At 35.4% G+C, this 19,698-nt stretch carries 16 protein-coding genes and 2 pseudogenes; 11 read left to right on the top strand and 7 right to left on the bottom strand.

Translation table 11 applies throughout. From position 1 onward, the window contains the following. Positions 1–85: 85 nt before the first annotated feature. Together PYW32_RS05755 and PYW32_RS05760 are read right to left on the bottom strand one after the other, a co-directional pair. Positions 86–526, bottom strand: coding sequence for a hypothetical protein (locus PYW32_RS05755; RefSeq protein ID WP_016175277.1), 441 nt, complete (start codon positions 524–526; stop codon positions 86–88). 81 nt (positions 527–607) lie between these two features. Then, positions 608–1,135: an HdeD family acid-resistance protein gene (locus PYW32_RS05760; protein ID WP_016175276.1), complete on the bottom strand. Its 528-nt coding sequence runs from the start codon at positions 1,133–1,135 to the stop codon at positions 608–610. Between the two features lie 142 nt (positions 1,136–1,277). Here PYW32_RS05760 and PYW32_RS05765 point away from each other — a divergent pair, with 142 nt between their 5' ends. Continuing rightward, positions 1,278–1,763, top strand: a complete 486-nt coding sequence (locus PYW32_RS05765) for a hypothetical protein (RefSeq protein WP_016175275.1) — start codon at positions 1,278–1,280, stop codon at positions 1,761–1,763. A gap of 24 nt (positions 1,764–1,787) precedes the next feature. On the opposite strand, the gene PYW32_RS05770 is transcribed toward PYW32_RS05765, so the two are convergent. Continuing rightward, complete coding sequence (locus tag PYW32_RS05770; protein ID WP_016175274.1) at positions 1,788–2,384, bottom strand: nitroreductase family protein; 597 nt, start codon at positions 2,382–2,384, stop codon at positions 1,788–1,790. A 259-nt stretch (positions 2,385–2,643) separates the two neighbouring features. Between PYW32_RS05770 and PYW32_RS05775 the strand changes: the two genes are divergently transcribed. The 10 genes from PYW32_RS05775 (at position 2,644) to PYW32_RS05815 (ending at position 16,647) form a co-directional block, all read left to right on the top strand. Next, the gene (locus PYW32_RS05775) at positions 2,644–6,186 is read left to right on the top strand and encodes a PD-(D/E)XK nuclease family protein (RefSeq protein ID WP_016175273.1); all 3,543 of its coding nucleotides are present in this window, start codon (positions 2,644–2,646) and stop codon (positions 6,184–6,186) included. Then, a complete protein-coding gene (gene addA, locus PYW32_RS05780; protein WP_016175272.1) occupies positions 6,179–9,847 on the top strand; it encodes a helicase-exonuclease AddAB subunit AddA in 3,669 nt (1,222 codons plus the stop codon). Before PYW32_RS05775 ends, addA begins: the two co-directional genes overlap by 8 nt. Positions 9,848–9,913: 66 nt before the next feature. Continuing rightward, positions 9,914–10,234 (top strand): winged helix-turn-helix transcriptional regulator, encoded by a 321-nt coding sequence (locus PYW32_RS05785; protein WP_035010301.1) that lies wholly within the window; start codon positions 9,914–9,916, stop codon positions 10,232–10,234. Positions 10,235–10,562: 328 nt separating this feature from the next. Next, a complete protein-coding gene (gene pheS / locus PYW32_RS05790) occupies positions 10,563–11,606 on the top strand; it encodes a phenylalanine--tRNA ligase subunit alpha (protein ID WP_016175270.1) in 1,044 nt (347 codons plus the stop codon). Positions 11,607–11,611: 5 nt separating this feature from the next. Beyond that, a complete protein-coding gene (gene pheT, locus PYW32_RS05795) occupies positions 11,612–14,032 on the top strand; it encodes a phenylalanine--tRNA ligase subunit beta (RefSeq protein WP_016175269.1) in 2,421 nt (806 codons plus the stop codon). 183 nt (positions 14,033–14,215) lie between these two features. Further along, positions 14,216–15,193, top strand: coding sequence for an NERD domain-containing protein (locus PYW32_RS05800; protein ID WP_016175268.1), 978 nt, complete (start codon positions 14,216–14,218; stop codon positions 15,191–15,193). A 295-nt stretch (positions 15,194–15,488) separates the two neighbouring features. Further along, entirely contained in the window at positions 15,489–15,899 is a 411-nt protein-coding gene (locus PYW32_RS05805) for an ABC transporter ATP-binding protein (protein WP_016175267.1), read from the top strand. A gap of 5 nt (positions 15,900–15,904) precedes the next feature. After that, positions 15,905–16,225, top strand: a complete 321-nt coding sequence (locus PYW32_RS05810; protein WP_016175266.1) for an ABC transporter ATP-binding protein — start codon at positions 15,905–15,907, stop codon at positions 16,223–16,225. A 74-nt stretch (positions 16,226–16,299) separates the two neighbouring features. Continuing rightward, positions 16,300–16,479, top strand: a complete 180-nt coding sequence (locus tag PYW32_RS13360) for an ATP-binding cassette domain-containing protein (protein ID WP_102035476.1) — start codon at positions 16,300–16,302, stop codon at positions 16,477–16,479. Positions 16,480–16,491: 12 nt separating this feature from the next. Next, positions 16,492–16,647, top strand: coding sequence for an ABC transporter ATP-binding protein/permease (locus PYW32_RS05815; RefSeq protein ID WP_143139824.1), 156 nt, complete (start codon positions 16,492–16,494; stop codon positions 16,645–16,647). 39 nt (positions 16,648–16,686) lie between these two features. Here the strand turns inward: PYW32_RS05815 and tnpB are convergent. From tnpB to trpS, 4 genes and pseudogenes are all read right to left on the bottom strand, one after another. Then, positions 16,687–17,815 (bottom strand): annotated as a pseudogene (gene tnpB / locus PYW32_RS05820) (IS200/IS605 family element RNA-guided endonuclease TnpB). 37 nt (positions 17,816–17,852) lie between these two features. Beyond that, a pseudogene (locus PYW32_RS13365) lies at positions 17,853–17,950 on the bottom strand (IS200/IS605 family transposase); the annotation flags it as partial. 338 nt (positions 17,951–18,288) lie between these two features. After that, positions 18,289–18,426, bottom strand: a complete 138-nt coding sequence (locus tag PYW32_RS05830; protein ID WP_245558537.1) for a hypothetical protein — start codon at positions 18,424–18,426, stop codon at positions 18,289–18,291. 66 nt (positions 18,427–18,492) lie between these two features. After that, a complete protein-coding gene (trpS, locus tag PYW32_RS05835) occupies positions 18,493–19,500 on the bottom strand; it encodes a tryptophan--tRNA ligase (protein ID WP_414841588.1) in 1,008 nt (335 codons plus the stop codon). Between the last annotated feature and the right edge of the window lie 198 nt (positions 19,501–19,698).

A 19,698-nucleotide genomic window follows, 5' to 3' on the forward strand; every position in this document is an offset into this window, starting at 1 on the left:
AAACGCTTTCTTAGATAAACCAATAAGGGTACTTTATTTAAAAAAGACGAAAAAAACACATATCTTATTGATATGTGCTCGTATGTTAATTAAAAATAGGCAGACCAGAAAAAGGTGTTTCTTCTAATTTTGTGATACGTTTATTAATTCTTCTCAAAATTCCTTCAGAGAATTCGACAGAACCTAGATTTTTACGGGTCAGAATTAATAGTTCTTTTTCTTTCGTAAAACGTTGTTGTTTACGATAAATGTTGGCTAATCGTTCGACATATTCGTAATGAGTATAGTCTGTATAAGCAATTAAATATAACAATAAATCTTCTGCTTTTTCTAATTCATTATTGCTATAATAAGTAATCGCTTCACGATAAAGTTTAATTTCTAGTTCTTCAAGTAATTTTGCTTGCTGTTTTTGCTTTTTCCATTCATTCACTGAAAGTTTACTAGCAATTTGTCCAGTGGCATCATAAGAAAAAATCACAGGGACATCATTTGGATGTGCTTGTTCTTGATGGATTTTTTTCATGAAATAACCTCCCGTGTTTATGATGTAAGCTAAATATACTATATCTGTTAGAAAATTGCCACATTATTTCCAAGTTGTTTGTTAAGACAAGTTGCGTTTGATTTGAATGTAGCCCCCAATTTCAGAAATTCCCATAAAAATTAATAGACTTCCAAATAACGTCATAATGCTTGCTACTGCTTTAAACATTAACAACAAACCACCAACGACTAATAATGCACCATAAAAAATCCATGGTAAGTAACGTTGGTTTAAACCTTTCAAATTAAATCCTTGTACAATTCGTAAGATACCATTAAGAACGATCAGAATCCCTAAGAAAATCGTCATAATCGTAAAAATTGGTTTCGCTAAGGCTAAGATAGCTGTAGCTGCCACTAGTAATAAAATACCGACAGTCATTTCAAAGCCAACATAACCAGAACGACGTTTCTCTTGGTAAGCACTCCATAAATTCATGATACCTAAAATTGCAACATAACCTGCAATTAAATAGATGATGCCCTGTGTGAATTCTTTTGGATACATGATTGCGAATATCCCTGTTAAAATATAAAGGATGCTACGTAATAAGGCATAGCGTTGAAATTGTTGAATCACTTTACTCATAATGTTCCCTCATTTCATTTGTTTTTTTTTATTTTAACGAAGTTTTGATAAAATAGAAAATTATTTGCTAAAATCGAGGAAATTCATTTGGTAGAGTTTCTAAAGGTCTGTTAAACTAAAAAGAAAAGACTAGGAGAATAAAATGAACCTATTTACAGGATTGTTTGGCGCATTTACCATTGTATTGTATGCTTATTTATTTTCATTAAAAAAAGAATTGGTATTCGTAGCTAAACGTAAGTCAATGTTTTCAATTATTGCCCCAATTATAGTTGCGGGATTTATTAGTGCTTCACAAGTTTTTGCTGAAACTTTAGATGAAAAAATTAGAGGTATCTTTGCCGCCTTGTTAATTTTGAGCTATTTGGTTAATGGTCGTGGGATGACAGAAGATCGCTTTGTCATTCATTCATTGGATAATCGGGGCATTAAATTTACCGAGATTGATCGTGTCGTATTATTTCAAGATACGAAAGAAAAAGTTGTCCGCATTAATTTCTTTAAACGTGGTTTGCGAGGCCCGTTAATGAAGTTTAGTGCGTCCATTGAAGAAATTGCTAGTTTTTTGACCAAGCATTTAAAAGAAGGGACACCGATTGATGTAATTACCCAAGATGAAAAGAGCTAGTGGATTTTCCACTAGCTCTTGTTTTTATTTAAATACACGGAAACGTTCAGATTCTGGTAAAAATTCTTTTTCGCCTGCTTCAGCTTCTTTGGAACCAAAGACTAATTGTGAGCGTAATTTCCAATTTGCAGGAATAGCCCATTCTTTTGCTACTGCGTCATCAATCACTGGATTGTAATGTTGGAGACTTGCACCTAGTCCAGCTTCGGATAAAGCTGTCCATGTGTTAGCAGTGGCAATTCCATTTGATTGCTCCGCCCAAACTGGGAAGTTGTCTGCATATAAAGCAAATTGTTCTTGTAAGTTAGTTACCGTTTCTTCATTGTAGAAAAATAAGACTGTACCAAAACCAGCTTTAAAGCTAGCAAGTTTTTGTTTTGTTCCTTCAAAAGCTTCCACTGGAGTCAATGGTTCTAAAGCTGCTTCAGTTAAGTCCCATAATTTTTCATGTGCATCGCCAAATAAAATAACTACACGTGTTGATTGAGCATTGAATGCACTAGGGCTTGCTTTTACAGCCTCTTTAATTAAGTCTTCAATTTCTGTTTCAGATAAAGAAACATTGCGTCCTAAAGCATAAATTGAACGACGAGATTTGATTGCATTTAAAAAGTTTGTCATGTTATAATCCACCTTTATTTTTTTCTTGATTACAAAAACTAGTATAAACTCTTACTAAAAGTTAGTAAATAAATTTGCTCATGTTTCTTGTGAATGAAAAATAAATACGAACGTATGTTTGAATTTTGGTTCGTGTGTGTTAAAATATGAGAAAGAAGGATATAGAAATTCAGCGAAGAGCAAGCAGACATTCTATAAAATAACAGGAGAATAATTCAGGTAATGCTATAATAGATAAGAAAGTAAAGGAGGGTCTCTTTTGAGTTTGCAATTTATCACAGGTGGTGGGAATACCAATCACCAACAAGCAATTATTGAGTTGGCAAGTGAATGGCTCGCTAACCCCCAGCAAGACGTCTTTTTTCTAGTTCCCAACTATAATAAATTTGAACGTGAGCAAGAGTTACTTGCTCAATTGAAGCAGAAACAAGGTAGTGATGAATTTACATCCATTCGAGGGCAAGTCTACAGTTTTAATCGTTTGGCTTGGTACTTTTTACAGCGTACAGGACAATTTGGTGGAGCGATGATTTCTGAAGTAGGTTCTGCGATGATTATGCGTAAAGTGTTAGAATCCGTCTCAGAAAAATTAACCATTTTTCGAGGAGAAATTAATAAGGCAGGATTTATTGCGCAATTAATCGAATTGTACAAAGAATTTCAATTAGGAAATATTCATGCTCAAGATTTACAGTTTGGACAACAACAAACGGATTTTGAAATGAAAATGACAGAAGTAAAACTTATTTTTTCTGCCTATGAAGAAGAATTAATGCAACGTCAATTACAGATTGAGCAACCAATTCCAATGCTTACACGCTATTTAACACAAACCGGTGAATTCTCCTCAAATGAAGAAATTCCTGATTTAAATAAAAGTCTTTTTATTGTTAGTGGTTTTTCAAATTTTTCTGCACAAGAACAAGCACTACTACAAGTGTTAATGCAACGGAGTCATCTCTGTATTGATTTATATATTGAAAATATACATGGTGAATTAGATGCGATGGAGTTGTTTTTTGAATCCAAGCAAACATATAAACTTTTAAAAAACTTTGCACAAACCTATCAAGTACCCGTTCTTTTTGACAAAAAAGCACACCAATTAGCTTCTGTTTCAGAAGGGTATCTAACCTTAGAAAATTATTGGTATCATAACAAAATTAAGGATAGCGATAAAAAAACTTTAAAAAGTTTTTTAGAGAGTTGGAAAGTTGAAACACCTGAAGAAGAATTACGTCAAATTGGCGTAGAAATTCGGCGATTAGTCGCGTCTTCGGCAAAGACAGATCGACCGATACGCTATCGTGATATTCAGTTAGTGACATTAAATCCAGATATTTATTATTCATTAATTCCAATTGTTTTTGACGAATTAGCGATACCATTTTATTTAGATGAAGATCGTAAAATGGAGCAACATCCCTTAGTTGAGTTCATTCATGCGTTATTTGCGTTAGATAAATATTATTATCGTTTATCAGATATTTTCCGTTTTTTACGAACAGAATTATATATTCCTAGAGAAATGAAAGAAACGAGCAAAGATTGGCAAGAAGCACGTGATTTGTTTCGCTATGCAGTAGATATTACAGAAAACAAAGCGTTATCACATCACTTCCAAGGAAACGATTGGTTAAAAAAAGATGATTGGCAATTAATTGAATATGATTTTGAAGAAAAGCAATTTGCCGATACTGTATCAGTAGAAGAACAAACGAATCAAGTGCGTCGAGCATTTCGTCGAGACATTGCTGCTTTTTTTGAGAAAATTAAAGGAGTGCAAACGAACTATGAAGCACTTGAAGTTTTTTATCACTTTTTAGTGCAACAAGGAATTGAAGCGCAACTAATTTGTTGGCGAAATCAAGAAATTGAGCGTGGTCATTTAGAACAAGCGAGAAACCATGAACAAACATGGTCCGCTTTAATGGATTTAATGGATGAATTTGCTGAAATTTATGGCGAAGATCCGTTTGATTATGCATTGTTTGAAGAAATTTTATCTAGTGGTTTAGCGAACTTAACATTTGGTAAAATTCCTACAGCTATTGATCAAGTGAAAATTAATCCGTTAGATTTGGCAAGACCCATGCAAGCTAAAGTGACCTTTGCCATTGGGCTAGATGAGACAACTTTTCCTAGAAAGATTGAAAATAAAACTTTGCTTTCTAGTGAGGAACGTGCGCAGTTAAATGAAGTTTTAGAAGAGAATCAATATTTACGTGATCATGTGGGAGAAACATTGAGGAATGAACCTTTTGTTGCGTACAATGTTTGGTTATCTGCTGCAGAAAAGTTATATATCACTTATGCAGCGAATCGAGACACGCAACAAAATATCAAAATGTCGCCATATTTAGCACGGTTATTAGACAGTACAGGCATTGAATTGCAACATCGCCAAAGTTTAACGCTTGAAAGCAATCCCGCTCACTATATTGGGACGTACCGCAGTTTAATTCGTCAGTTAAATAGTTTGTATCGTCAAACACAAGATGTCAAAGTCAATCTACCAAATACTTGGCGTTGGTTAGAAAAACAATTACGTGGAGAATACAAACAGTTAGCAGAGCGGGTTTTTGCAAGCCAAAGTCATCGGAATGTTCCAGTTTCTTTACCAAAAGAAACAGCAACGGCATTATATGGCACAGAAATTCATAGTTCTATTTCGCGAATGGAGACCTTCTATCAATGTGAATACCGTTATTTTGTCGATTATGGGTTACGTTTGAAAGAACGCGATATTTATGGTTTAAATCCAGCGATTACTGGTGAATTTTTCCATGATGCTTTAGACCGTTTTTTAACAGTCTTAATTGAAAAAGATATTTCATTAAATCAATTAACTGCGAGTGACCGTGATCGTTTTGTCGATCATGTCTTAAAAGAAATCTTTGGTGAAATTCGTTACAACTTATTAAATCGTTCGGCACGAATGAATTTTATTCGTCATCAATTAAGTAAAACGATTCAACGAGTCACATGGGCCTTACACAAACAAGGGGAGAAAACACAACTTACACCCGTACAAACTGAAGTGTTGTTTGGGCAAATTGCTGGAAAACGTGGGATTCCAGGATTGCAACTACCTTTAAATTCTGGAGGGAAACTTCATCTACGTGGAAAAATTGACCGGATTGATACGGCAATTGTCGATGGTCAACCATGGTTATCGGTTGTTGATTATAAGTCAAGTAGTCGAGAGTTTGATTTAACCGAGGCCTATTATGGATTAGCGATGCAATTAGTTACCTATTTAGATGTTGCTTTGACGGATGCTGTTGAATTAATTGGTAGAGAAGATGCGAAAATTGCGGGTGCTTATTATTTCCATGTGCATAATCCGGTGATGGATAATCAAAAAGCAACCGATGATGAACGATTAAAACAGTATAAATATGATGGCTTGTTTGTAGATGATGCTGAAGTCTTTCCAATTTACGATGACACATTGACGAAATCGAAAAATTCAGCTTTGTTTCCGATTCGCAAAGATAAAAACGAAACATTACAAAAAATTAGTCAAAGTAAAGATAAATTTTATACCGAAGAGGAAATCAATTATTTAATTCAACATAATCGTCAAAAAATGATCGATGGTGGGAATCGTATTCTTTCGGGAGAAATTTCATTAAATCCTTCCTACAAAATGAAAGATAAAAAACGGGCATGTCAACACTGTCCCTTCCGGAGTGTATGTACCTTTGATGTTATGTTACAAGAAAATGAGTACCATCGGATGAAACAATTATCAAAAGAAGAAATTATTGAACGTATGAGGGAGGAAAAAAATGACTAAGATCCCTTTAAGACCTAGTAACGAAACTTTTACTGATACCCAATGGCAAGCGATTTTTGACAAAGGGGATAATTTATTGATTTCTGCTTCTGCAGGGTCAGGGAAAACAACCGTACTTGTTCGTCGAGTAATTGAAAAATTAAAAAGTGGTAGTAATATTGATGAGCTATTGATTGTTACGTTTACCGAAGCTGCTGCTCGTGAAATGAAAGAAAGGATTCAAGTGGCATTGCAAGCTGCTGTCAATCAAGAAAGCGATGCACAGAAAAGAAGTCATTTCGTTAGACAATTAACCTTATTGCCATTGGCGAATATTTCCACTTTACATGCTTTTTGTTTAACCGTCATTCGCCGTTTTTATTTCTTGATTGATTTAGATCCAGTGTTTCGTATGTTAACAGATGAAACCGAGAGTCTTTTGCTAAAAGAAGAAGTTTGGGAAGAGCTACGCGATGCTTGTTATGAAGCACAAGATGAACGATTTTATCGTTTGACTGAAAACTTTTCGAGTGATCGTTCAGATGAAGGAGTGACAGATTTAGTCATGTCTCTCTATACCTTTGCACGTGCTAATCCGAATCCCAAACAATGGCTAGAAAATCTTGCAGATAATTATCAAACGACTGGTGGATTGACGCAAAATCCGTTGTATATGACGCAATTGAAACCGACGATTATGCACACAATAGAAGCTGCGATTCAACGATTGGAAATTGCTTTGCAACTAGCGCAAATCGATACACTAATTGAAAAAGCAGCGATGTTAGTAGCAGATGAATTAGCTCAAGCTCAGCGTTTGCTCATGTATTTTAAAGAGGACGATTTAGACTCCGCTTATGCGCAAATTGAGGGATTATCTTTTGGTCGCTATCCTGCTTTTCGAAAAGCCGAACAAAAGGAATTATCGGAACCAGTCAAACTACAACGTCAAACAGCCAAAGAATTAGTAGAATCAATCAAACAATTCTTTGCTTATTCACCAGAAGAAATGCTAGATTTGATGGAACACGCGCGTCCAATTGTCGAAGAAATGGGAGTTATCACGAAACGTTTTATGGAGAATTTTCAACAACGAAAATTAGACAAAGGTGTGTTAGACTTTAATGATTTAGAACATTTTACGTTAGCTATTTTACAAGGATCAGGCGATGGTAGTGAAGCTGCAGCCTATTACCGTCAAAAGTTTGAAGAAGTTTTAGTCGATGAATATCAAGATGTCAATCGTTTGCAAGAAGCAATTTTGTATTGGGTTCGCGAGCCAGATGATACGCAAGGAAATATGTTCATGGTAGGCGACGTGAAACAATCCATTTATGCATTTCGTTTAGCTGATCCGACATTATTTATTGATAAATACTTAGCCTTTGAACAAGCAAAAGGTGGTCGCCGGATTGTTTTAGCAGAAAATTTCCGTTCGCGTTCTGAAGTATTGCAATTTACCAATCTGGTTTTTGAACAATTAATGGATGAAGAAGTGGGGCAGATTCCGTATGATGAGGCTGCCAAGTTAATTCCTGGTTTTCCAGCGTTTCCAGAGAGCGATCAATTTCAACCAGAACTCCTTTTGTTTGAAAAAGGGATTGAAGAAGATCCCGATGTCGTGGATGATAAGACAGAAGGCGAATTACATGTGGTTGCCTTAAAAATTAAAGAATTAATCAATCAGCAGTTTGAAATTTATGATAAAAAAGCGAAAACCAATCGTCCCGTTCGGTATCAAGATATTGTCTTACTCACGCCTACACGTAAAAATAATTTGGTCATTATGGATATCTTCAAAAAATTTGATATTCCATTAGAAGTCAATGATGCGCAAAACTATTTTCAAGCAACCGAAGTACAAACTATGGTGTCACTCTTGCAAATTATTGACAATCCTTACCAAGATATTCCATTAGTTGCTGTTTTGCGTTCACCCATTGTTGGTTTAAATGAAGAAGAATTAGCGGAGATTCGTTTGACCAAAAGAAATGGCGACTACTTAGAAGCCGTACAACTATATGCAGAAAAAGACACGGAGTTAGCGCAACGTTTACACCAATTTTTATCACAATTAGCTACTTGGCGCGAAATGGCACGACGTCGTTCTCTTGCTCAACTTATCTGGGCTATTTATGAAGAGACGGCCTATTTAGATTATGTCATTGGATTGCCGTCTGGTCGTCAACGATATGCGAACCTAGTCGCATTGGCAAATCGTGCAGAAAGTTATGAACAAAGTAGTTTCCGTGGGTTGTATCAATTCATTCGTTTTATTGAAAAAATGCAAGAAAAAGACAAAGATTTAGCTGAACCGTTAGCTATCTCGACAGAAGATGCTGTGCGTGTGATGACCGTTCACGCTAGTAAAGGGTTAGAATTTCCCGTTGTTTTCTTATTGGATACCACGAAACAATTTAACTACCAAGACTTTCATTCACGCTACATTTTTGAAGAACGTTTAGGTGCAGGGATTCAATTTACCAATGATGAACGGATTCGGTTTGATACCTTACCTTATCAAGCGATTAAGCAAGTGCGTATTCAAAAAGCGCTGTCTGAAGAAATGCGTAAATTATATGTGGCATTTACTCGAGCAGAACAAAAATTATATTTAGTAGGTTCCTATAAAAATAAAGAAGAAGCGTTTAAAAATTGGTCTCGTGCATTAACACAAGAGAATTTCGTCTTAGATGCAGCCTTACGTTTGAATGGAAAAGGTAATTTAATGAATTGGATTGGAATGACTTTAATCCGCCATCCTGACATGCAGCATGTTTATGAAGAAGTTGATGCTGTTCGTCCAATCAATCATGTCGCTGGTTTTCAAATTCATTGGTGGAATCAAGCAACCATTTTAGAAAAATTACCCGGAGCCTTGGCTGAACCGATACCGCCAGAACAATTAGCGATGCAAGCAAGTGAGGAAACCGCCGAATTTCAACGGCGCTTGTCCTTTAGGTATCCTTTAGAAAAATCAACAATGACGACAAGCTATCAATCTGTTTCCGAAATGAAACGAATTTACAATGATCCTGACGAACAAGATATTGCTAAATTAGCATGGGAAAGTACTTTTGAACAAAGTCGAAAACAACATTTTCGTTATGTCTCAGATGAATTGGCGAAACCTAAATTTTTACAAAAAGAAAAAATTGAAGCAACCACTATTGGAAGTGCGACACATACTTTGTTACAGTTACTTCCATTATCGAAAATGCCTACACAAGCAACGATTCAAGAAAAGTTAACGGAATTAGTTACACATCATTATTTAGAGAAAGCTGTGGCAGATAAAGTAAATATTGATTCGATTGTCTGGTTCTATCAAACGGATTTAGGGAAGTCGTTGGTTACGCACGCTGAAAATGTTCATCGAGAACAGCCATTTTCAATGTTAAAAGATGCGCAAACCGTCTTTTTAGATTTTGAAGAATCTGGTGCGGAATTACTTGTGCATGGGATTATTGACGGATATATTGAATTTGAGGATCAAATTATTTTATATGACTTTAAAACAGATGCGGTCTACGCGGATAATGAAGTGCAGCTACAACAGCAATATCAAGGACAGTTACGTTTATATAAAGAAGCGTTGCAACAAGCGTTGAAAAAACCAGTAACTAAAACGTATCTTGTCTTGTTGAATGGCCAAAAAATTTTACAAATGCAAAACTTATAAGTTGTAGAAACAGTAAAAAATGCCCGTATTGTGGTATAATAAGGCGAGAAGAGGTGAGTGCCAATGATGGAGACAAGTAAAACAAACTATACACTTTGTCCAAAGTTTGAAAAAGCTTTTTCAATTTTAGGGAAAAAGTGGAATGGATTAATCATTGATGTGTTACTTCAAGATGGTGAACAGCGATTTGTCGATCTTGCAAAAAAAATTCCCATGCTAAGTGATCGCGTCTTAACAGAGCGCTTGCGGGAGCTCGAACGGGAAGGTATTGTAGATAAAATTGAGAGTTTATACCAACTTACTGAAAAAGGAATTGCCTTAGCAAATGCCTTAGAATCTGTTAAACATTGGAGTCATGATTGGGTAACAGACGAAGAATGTAGTTGATTTCTATCACAATATCTAGTAAACTAAAAAACAATTGGATAAGTAACAAGCGAAGATGGAAACAAGTAATTTGGCTGAAACAGACCAGGGAGATTTGCCATAGACTGAAAGCAATGACTGTATTCGAAAAATGAAATTCACTTCCTGAGCTTGCTTAGTGGAAAAACTAAGCCGGTAGTCACTATCGTTAACGAATTGAGTGCGCGTTATTTGACGCGAAGTAGGATGGTAACACGAGACCTCGTTCCTTTTTGGGAGCAAGGTCTCTTTTTGTTCGCTCGTAACGACACCAATTTTCTTGAATTATTATATTAGAGGAGGCAATCAAATGTCTTTACAGGAAAAACTGGAAGCATTAAAAACAGCGACAATTGAAAAGATTGAAGCAGTTGAAGATTTAAATCATTTAAATCAAATTCGAGTGGAAACACTTGGTAAAAAAGGTCCTATCACAGAAGTTTTACGAGGTATGAAAGATCTTTCCGCAGAAGAGCGTCCAAAAATTGGGAGCTTTGCTAATGAAATTCGTGACGTCTTAACAGGCAAAATTGAAGAGAAAAAAAGAATGCTTGAAGAAGCTGCTATGAATAAAGCTTTGGCAGAAGAAAGCATCGATGTAACCTTGCCAGGAAAACAAATGGTTCAAGGAACACGTCATGTATTGACGCAAATCATGGAAGAAATTGAAGATATTTTTGTTGGCATGGGCTATCAAGTAATTGAAGGATTTGAAGTAGAGCAAGACCATTATAACTTTGAGCGTATGAACTTGCCTAAAGACCATCCAGCACGTGATATGCAAGACACTTTTTATATTTCAGATGAGATTTTAATTCGTACACATACTTCTCCAGTACAAGCACGTACGATGGAAAAACATGATTTTTCAAAGGGACCACTACGCATGATTTCACCAGGGAAAGTTTTCCGTCGTGATACTGATGATGCGACGCACAGTCATCAATTCCATCAAATTGAAGGATTAGTAATCGATGAACATGTGACAATGGGTGATTTAAAAGGAACATTAGAAGCTTTGATGCAACGTATGTTTGGGGCAGACCGTAAAATTCGTTTACGTCCAAGTTATTTCCCATTTACGGAACCTTCTGTTGAAGTGGACGTTAGTTGCTTTAAGTGTGGCGGTAAAGGATGTAACGTATGTAAACATACTGGTTGGATTGAGATTTTAGGTGCTGGGATGGTACATCCAAACGTTTTAGAAATGTCTGGCATTGACTCAGAAAAATACTCAGGCTTTGCTTTTGGATTAGGACCTGACCGAATTGCGATGCTACGTTATGGAGTGAACGATATTCGTAACTTCTATCAAAACGATACGCGATTCATTCGTCAGTTCAAGGGGGAATAAAACAAATGTTAGTTTCATATAAATGGTTAAATGAATATCTTGATTTATCAAAGGTTTCACCACAAGAATTAGCAGATAAAATGTCTGTTACAGGGATTGAAGTTGAAGCAGTCGAAGTACCTGCAGAAGGTTTGAAAAAAATTGTAGTTGGTGAAGTGATTGAATGTGTGGATCATCCTGATTCAGATCATTTACACATTTGCCAAGTGAATATTGGTGAAGAAGAATTATCACAAATTGTTTGTGGTGCACCAAACGTTAAAGCAGGTATTAAGGTGATTGTTGCTTTGCCAAATTCACGCATTGCAGGTAATGTAAAAATTAAAAAAGGCAAAATGCGTGGTCAAGTATCAAATGGCATGATTTGTTCATTAGAAGAAATCGGTTATTCAGATAGTGTCATTCCGAAAGAGTACTCAGAAGGTATTCAATATTTACCTGCAGATGCTGTGCCGGGTGAACCAGTCTTTTCATATTTAGATATGGATGATGCGATTATTGAATTGTCTATTACTCCAAACCGTGCAGATGCGTTAAGTATGCGTGGTGTAGCGTATGAAGTTGGTGCAATTTACAATCAAGTACCAAATTTTAAAAAAGAAGAATTACAAGAAGTAGCGAAACCAGCGAGTGAAAAAATTTCTGTTAACGTAACAGATACCACAGATACACCATCTTATCAAATTCGTATTATCGAAAATGTAAAAATTGCCGCAAGTCCGCAATGGTTACAAAATATCTTGATGAATGCTGGAATTCGTCCAATTAACAACGTTGTCGATGTGACAAATTATATCTTATTATTGTTTGGACAACCGTTACACGCATTTGATTACGACAAATTAGGTAGTCAAGAAATCGTGGTGCGTCGTGCACAAGCCGAAGAAGAATTAGTCACATTAGATGGTGTGACACGTCAATTAACAACAGAAAATATTGTGATTACAAACGGTCAAGTACCAGTTGCTTTAGCCGGTGTAATGGGCGGATTAGATTCAGAAATTGACAATCAAACAACTACTGTGGCATTAGAAGCCGCTTTATTTGAACCATTGTCTATTCGTCGTACGTCAAAACAGTTTAATTTACGTAGTGAATCTTCTTCACGTTTTGAAAAAGGGATTAACAAAGCAACTGTTGATCAAGCCTGTGACGTAGCTGCAGCAATGATTGCGAACCTTGCTGGTGGCGAAGTTTTAAGTGGCGCAGTTAAAGGCGCAGAGGTTGTTGCCAAAGATGTCGAAGTTGAAATTACGTTAGCACGTATCAATAATTACTTAGGGACAGCGTTAACTGTCGCTGAAGTCAATGGTATTTTTGATGCTTTAGGCTTTGTTTACAGCGAAAACGATGACCATTATGTGGTTGTAGTACCGCCACGTCGTTGGGATATTTCAATTGAAGCGGATATTATTGAAGAAGTAGCTCGTATTTATGGCTACAATAACTTACCATCTACGTTACCAAGTGGTGAAACAGTGGCAGGTGCATTGACACGCGAACAACGCTTAACTCGTAAAGTACGTAGTTTATTTGAAGGTAATGGCTTAAGTGAAGCGATTAGCTATGCGCTAACAACAGAAGAAAAATCAATGCAATTTATGATGAAAGAAAGTCAACCAACCCGTTTAGATTGGCCAATGACCGAAGATCGTTCGGTATTACGTTTGAACTTAATTAGTGGGTTGTTAGATGATGTCGCGTATAATGTGGCACGTAAAAATACACAACTAGCTTTATATGAAGTTGGACGTGTCTTCTATCAAAATGAAGAGGCGAATGTTGCTTTACCAATTGAAGAAACGCACATCGCGTTTGCTTTATCTGGTGAGTGGACAACCAAAGATTGGCAAGGCAAAGGTGAAAAGGTTGATTTCTATCACGCAAAAGGTGTGTTAGATAACTTGTTTGCGATGCTATCATTAGAGGATGTCATTACGTTTGAAAAGACTAGTGAGATGAAAGAGATGCATCCAGGTCGTACAGCGAACATTTATTTAGGTGAAACAAAAGTTGGTTTTATCGGTCAAGTGCATCCTTCTGTAGCCAAAGCATATGATGTTCCAGAAACGTATGTTGCAGAGTTAAACTTAGAAGCGTTGTTAGCCAATGATGCTGGTAAATTAATTTATCAAGCCGTATCTAAATTCCCAGCAGTGTCACGAGACATTGCGTTATTAGTAAAAGAAGAAATTTCGAATCAAGAAATTGTGAAAGAAATTAAACAAGCTGCGGGTAAATTCTTGACAAATGTGGAAATTTTTGACGTTTATCAAGGGAAAAATATCGAAGCAGGTCACAAATCATTAGCATACAGTTTAACTTTTGTGAATCCAGAAGCGACATTAACAGACGAAGAAATCAATCGTGCGATGGATAAAGTAACAAAAGCATTGACTGAGTCATTCGAAGCTGTGATTCGTTAATAGTGATAGTCAACAAGTTTGTTGTATAAACTATCCGAATATAATAGAGCGTATTCTTGCAACTAAGCAGAAGTACGCTTTATTATTCGGATAGTTTTTTGTATATCGTTTTGGCTGATTTTTTTAATAAAAGCGCGTATTTTCGCGTATTTTATGGTGTGATTTAAATAGGAGGGGAGTCGTATGGGGGTATTTGATCGTTTGTCAGAACCAGTCTTTTTGCGCGAGTATCAAGACCATTCTGACCAAATCCAACAATTAAAAGAAATCTATCCAACTTTAAATGAGGTTGGTAAAAGTGTGTTATTAAAAGATATGCAATTGATTGAATATGGAATGATTGGAGAGAAAAATATTGCTTTTGAACTGAGCCATAGCCATCTGCCAATGTACATAATACATGACATTTATCTTGAACATGAAGGATTATCTGCGCAAATTGATTATTTAGTACTGACTAGAAAAATGTGTTTTGTGATTGAGTGTAAAAATTTATATGGAAATATTGAGATAAATCATCGTGGTGATTTTATTCGCTCGATAGGAAAATGGAAAAAAGAAAGAATTTATTCACCAATTACTCAAAATCAACGCCATATTGAATTGCTAAAGCGTTTGCGAAAGAAAGAACAGAATCTATTTATGCAGAAACTACAACAATTATTTAGTGAAGAACGCTATCAATCAATTGTGGTTTTAGCAAATCCTAAAACAGTAGTCAATGATCGTTATGCGAGGAAAGAAGTGAAATCGCAGGTTATTCATATTGATCAATTGATTACTTATATAAAACAAATCCTTGAAAAATCTAAAAATGTGGCTTTCTCAGACAAAGATTTAAAAAAATGGGCAGAATTACATTTAGCATTGCATCAATCTAAGACGTATGAGTACAAAAAACGTTATGACAAATATCAAGAAGATGTACCATCTGTAAGTAATCAAGAAACGCTGATTCTGTCATTAAAAGCCTTTCGTCTAAAAAAAAGTAGAGAAGAAAACGTTAAAGCGTTTTATATTTTTAGTGATAAGCAAATGAATGATTTAATGATGAAAATGCCTAAAACGAAACAAGAGTTATCCAAAGTAACAGGATTTGGAGAAAAAAGAATTAATAAATTTGGTGAAGAGTTACTAGAAATTATTCATCAAAATACATAGGAAAGTAGGGAATAATATGAAACATTTACGAGGTATCTACTCGATATAGCTGAAAGGATAGGCACTATATCGAGGATGTTTTCCTATCAATTTTCAGCTATATCGTCATTATGTATCTAAATAATGAGGAGATATCGCTGTGAATAAAAAAATTATCAAGATATTTCAAACAAAATTAGGATTATATATTCTTTTAGGCATATGTGTATCCTTTTGACAAACAAGTAACGTTTATTTTTTACAATAATTCTTGGATCAAGTAAAGGAACAACCGCTAATCTGGATGATTGGTTATGTGATTACGTTATTTTTAAGTCCGTTACTAGCGTATGTGGCAGAATATCCGTTTAATCAATTGCAGCAAGGGATTTATTATTTTGTGAAACAGCAAGTCTTGCAAAAAATGAGTACAATTGATTATCTGACGTATTTACGTTATTCTCCTGGAGAATTATTACAAAAAATTGAAGTTGGTGCGACAGCCGGACGCAATATCTATGTGAAATTTTATTGTTGTTTGTTTCGAGAGTTGCTGCCAGAAGTGATATTTACACTATTTTTTATTCTATTTATTGATAAAAAAATGATTCCTCTAATTCTATTGGGGTGTCTAGTTGTTTTTTTTCTTTACAAGGATTTTATTGAGAGTGCTTCAGTCATTAAAAGAGGCGACCTTGCTTTCCGAAGAACGGCTGAATACAACTGAACCGAATGTATATCAAAGAACTGGCAACTTATCAACAAACAGCGAAAAAAGCAACAAACGTAACAACTAAAATGGCATTCATTCATGAAGCATTTTTTGCTTGTTTTGCATTGAGTGTCGCTTTGTTAAAAGTGTCGGTTGTTGTCTTGTTTTTTACAAAGCATTTAACCTTGTCACTTGGTGGTTTTATTGCATTGTTAGCATATATGGATAAGATTTACCAACCAATTGCCATTTTCAACGTGTTATTTGTTCAATATCGTTTAGATAAGATTGCTTATGCACGGTTAGAAACTATTTTGCATGCAAAAGATGATAAAAACTAATCATATCACAGCATTGGCATGAAAAAATTGATTGCTTGTCGCTGGAAAATCTTTCGTTTCAGATTGACGGGAAAATGATTTTATCAAATATTTCACTGCAATTTGAAAAGGAAATCTATGGTTTAGTAGGGAAAAGTGGTTCTGGTAAATCAACTATTCTTAAAGTGTTATTGGGTTTATTTCATCCTAGTGAAGGGACAGTACGGATAAATAATCAGAACTTGGATGAGTTTAATCTTTCGTCGGTTTATTAGCAGATGTTCTATTTGTCGCAAGATGCGCCTATTTTTGAAGGAACGTTACGGGAAAACATTGTGTTGGATTGTTCAGCAACTGATTCGGAAATTGAAAAAGTGTTGCAAAAATGTCAATTAGGCACCTTTTTGCAACACTTGCCAGATAAATTAGCAACCAAAAATTGACCAAACTATCCCCGTAGTTCCTACGGTTCTTGATTTTATTTATGCCAATGCGTGTATTCTCATGCCCTCAGTTAGAATATTGATACTTGCATTGATGTCTCGGTCAAACAAATAGGACACGTCCATTCTCGAATGTCGAGTGATTTCTTGCCATCTTTATGACCGCATTCTGAACAGAGTTGACTGGATGGAAACCATTGATCAATTTTGATAATTTCACGTCCATACCAGTCCGCTTTGTATTGTAATTTCGTTACAAAGCTAGACCACGAGACATCAGAAATGCTTTTCGCTAGTTTATGGTTACGCAACATCCCTTTTGTGTGTAAGTCTTCCATACAAATAATATCGTGGTTTTTGATTATTTCTGTACTCAACTTATTCAGAAAGTCGTTGCGCTGATTTTTCACCTTTTCATGTAGTCTAGCCACTTTTCGTTTCTGCTTTTGATAATTTTTTGCTTCAAGGAGAGAAAGACCTTTCTTTTTAGCGAGTAATGCGCGTCTTGATAACTTACGTTGTTCACGGTTCAATTTCTTTGCCATTTTTGACGTGAATCTATTGTTAGCAATTTTTTGACCATCAGAAAGAATCGCGAAGTCCGTAATACCCAAGTCAATGCCAATCGCAGCATTCATTTTAGGTAATTCACTAATTTCTTCTTTGCATAACAAAGAAACGTAATAGTTACCACTTGAATTTTTTCGAATGATCGCATGTAAGATGCGTCCTTTGAGCTCTCGACTCTTAGCGAACGTAACAAGTCCTAACTTCGGTAATTTCACGAAGCGATTTTTAATTTCAATACTGTTAGTTATATTTTTTGTGGTATAGCTTTGGACAAGATTTTTTTACTTTTAAATTGTGGGCGCCCATTTTGCTTTTTAAAGAACCGAGAAAAAGAATCAGAAAGGTTTTTCAATGAGGATTGAATCGCAATGCTATCAACTTCCTTTAACCAACGTGTCTCTGGATTTCGTTTCATTTGTGGAAGCATGGCGGAGCAAGAATGATAGGATAGTCCTTTTCCAGTAGTCGTATATTCGTGATTCCACAAATTCAAAAAATAATTATAGACAAATCTTACACAACCAATTGTTTTGACAATTAATAGTTCTTGTTCTTGATTCGGATAGATTCTAAATTTATAGGCTTTATGTTGTAGCATACAAATTCACTTCATTTCTTTTTCTGATTTGTTCTTCACTGGGAATAGAGTGTTGTGGGTACACGCAATAAGTAAATGGATAGGGTCTTTGTCTGATTCCATTTCCATCATTTTTACATTATTATCAGCAGCGATTTGTTTCAATAGATGAACTTCTGACATACAAAAGCACCTCGTCATTAGCTTAACATATGCATTTTTAAAAAATCAATCATAGCAAAGTGTTTCAAGGTTATTTAGTTTATATCCATCAGTTGTTTAACCTAGCTAAAGCGAGGTCACAACTGAAGCCGATTCATCCTATTGATTGAAATCACGGGTGTTCTAGGCTAATCCATAAAAAGGTTAAAAATCACAATCAAGATATTTACTTTTCTTTCTGTCATGCAAAATAGATAAAAATATCCCATTCCTAATAAAAAGGTGAGTACGATAAAAGCAATTGCTGTAAATTTACCCACAGTATTTGTTTCTTAGAAAAGATGATTGGTGACAAAAGTGCCATAGAAGCGATCGTTTAAACCAAGTGATGTTGTATAATAGTCAAAGAAAAAACCACCAACAAATAATAAGACATCAACTATCATCAATAATTGAATCATTCTTTTCATAAATCCACCTCTTTCAATAACGATAAATAAAAAAGGAAACGGCATGAGACGCGCGTTTCCTTTTTTTTAACCGAAATAATTAATACCCATAGCAGATTTTACCTCTGCTAAAGTTTGAGCAGCAACTTTTTCTGCTTCTTGACTACCTTGACGCAAAATGTCCATTACAGCAGCAGGATCTTTAGCAAACTCTTCGCGACGTGCACGAATTGGTGCTAATTCTTCTTCTAAAACGTCAATCAAGTAACGTTTAATTTTCACATCGCCTAAGCCACCACGACGATAATGATCTTTTAATTCTTGGATGTATTCTTTGTCTTTACCAAAAACATCAAGATAAGTGAAGACCATATTTCCTTCTACTTGCCCAGGATCTTGTACATGAATGTGATTGGGGTCAGTATACATACTCATCACTTTCTTTTGCACAACATCAGCAGGATCAGCTAAATAAATCCCATTGCCTAATGATTTACTCATTTTTCCATTTCCGTCAATTCCTGGCAAACGTCCCATCCCTTTTGGAGGAAAGACACCTTTTGGTTGAATTAACACATCACTATACGTTGAGTTGAAACTATGCACAATTTCTTGTGTTTGTTCTAACATTGGTTTTTGGTCTTCGCCGACAGGGACTAAATTTGCTTTAAAAGCAGTAATATCTGCTGCTTGTGATACCGGATAGATAAAGAAGCCTGTTGGTACACCTTCACCAAAGTTTTTTTGCTCAATCTCTGTTTTTACTGTCGGATTACGACGAACACGAGCAACGCTAACTAAGTTTAAGTAAAACATGGTTAGTTCAGCAATTTGTGGAATTTGTGATTGAATAAATAGTGTGGTTTTTGATGGATCTAAACCAACAGCTAAATAATCTAGTGCAACTTCTAAAATATTAGAAGAAACTTTTTCAGGTGTTTTTGCATTATCGGTTAATGCTTGCACGTCTGCAATCATTACATATAATTTATTAGTTGGGTCTGCTTGCATCTCGACACGTGTTTTTAATGAACCGACATAGTGTCCAAGGTGCAAACGACCAGTTGGGCGATCCCCTGTAAGAATAGTATTCAAATTCTTCACCTTTTCCTTTTATAGTCTCTAAGTCATCTTACCTTTTTTCGTGAAAATACACAATCATTTATGGTGAGATTCTTTGGGAATTTTGTTTTAATTTTCTAACATTTTCATGTTAGAAAATTACCCGTTTTTACAAAGATAAGTGCTTTTCTTATAAAAAAACTTTACAAAATTGAAATTTCAAGCTTATAA

The sequence above is a fragment of the Enterococcus saccharolyticus subsp. saccharolyticus genome (assembly GCF_029023825.1).
Taxonomy (GTDB): Bacteria; Bacillota; Bacilli; order Lactobacillales; family Enterococcaceae; genus Enterococcus_F; species Enterococcus_F saccharolyticus.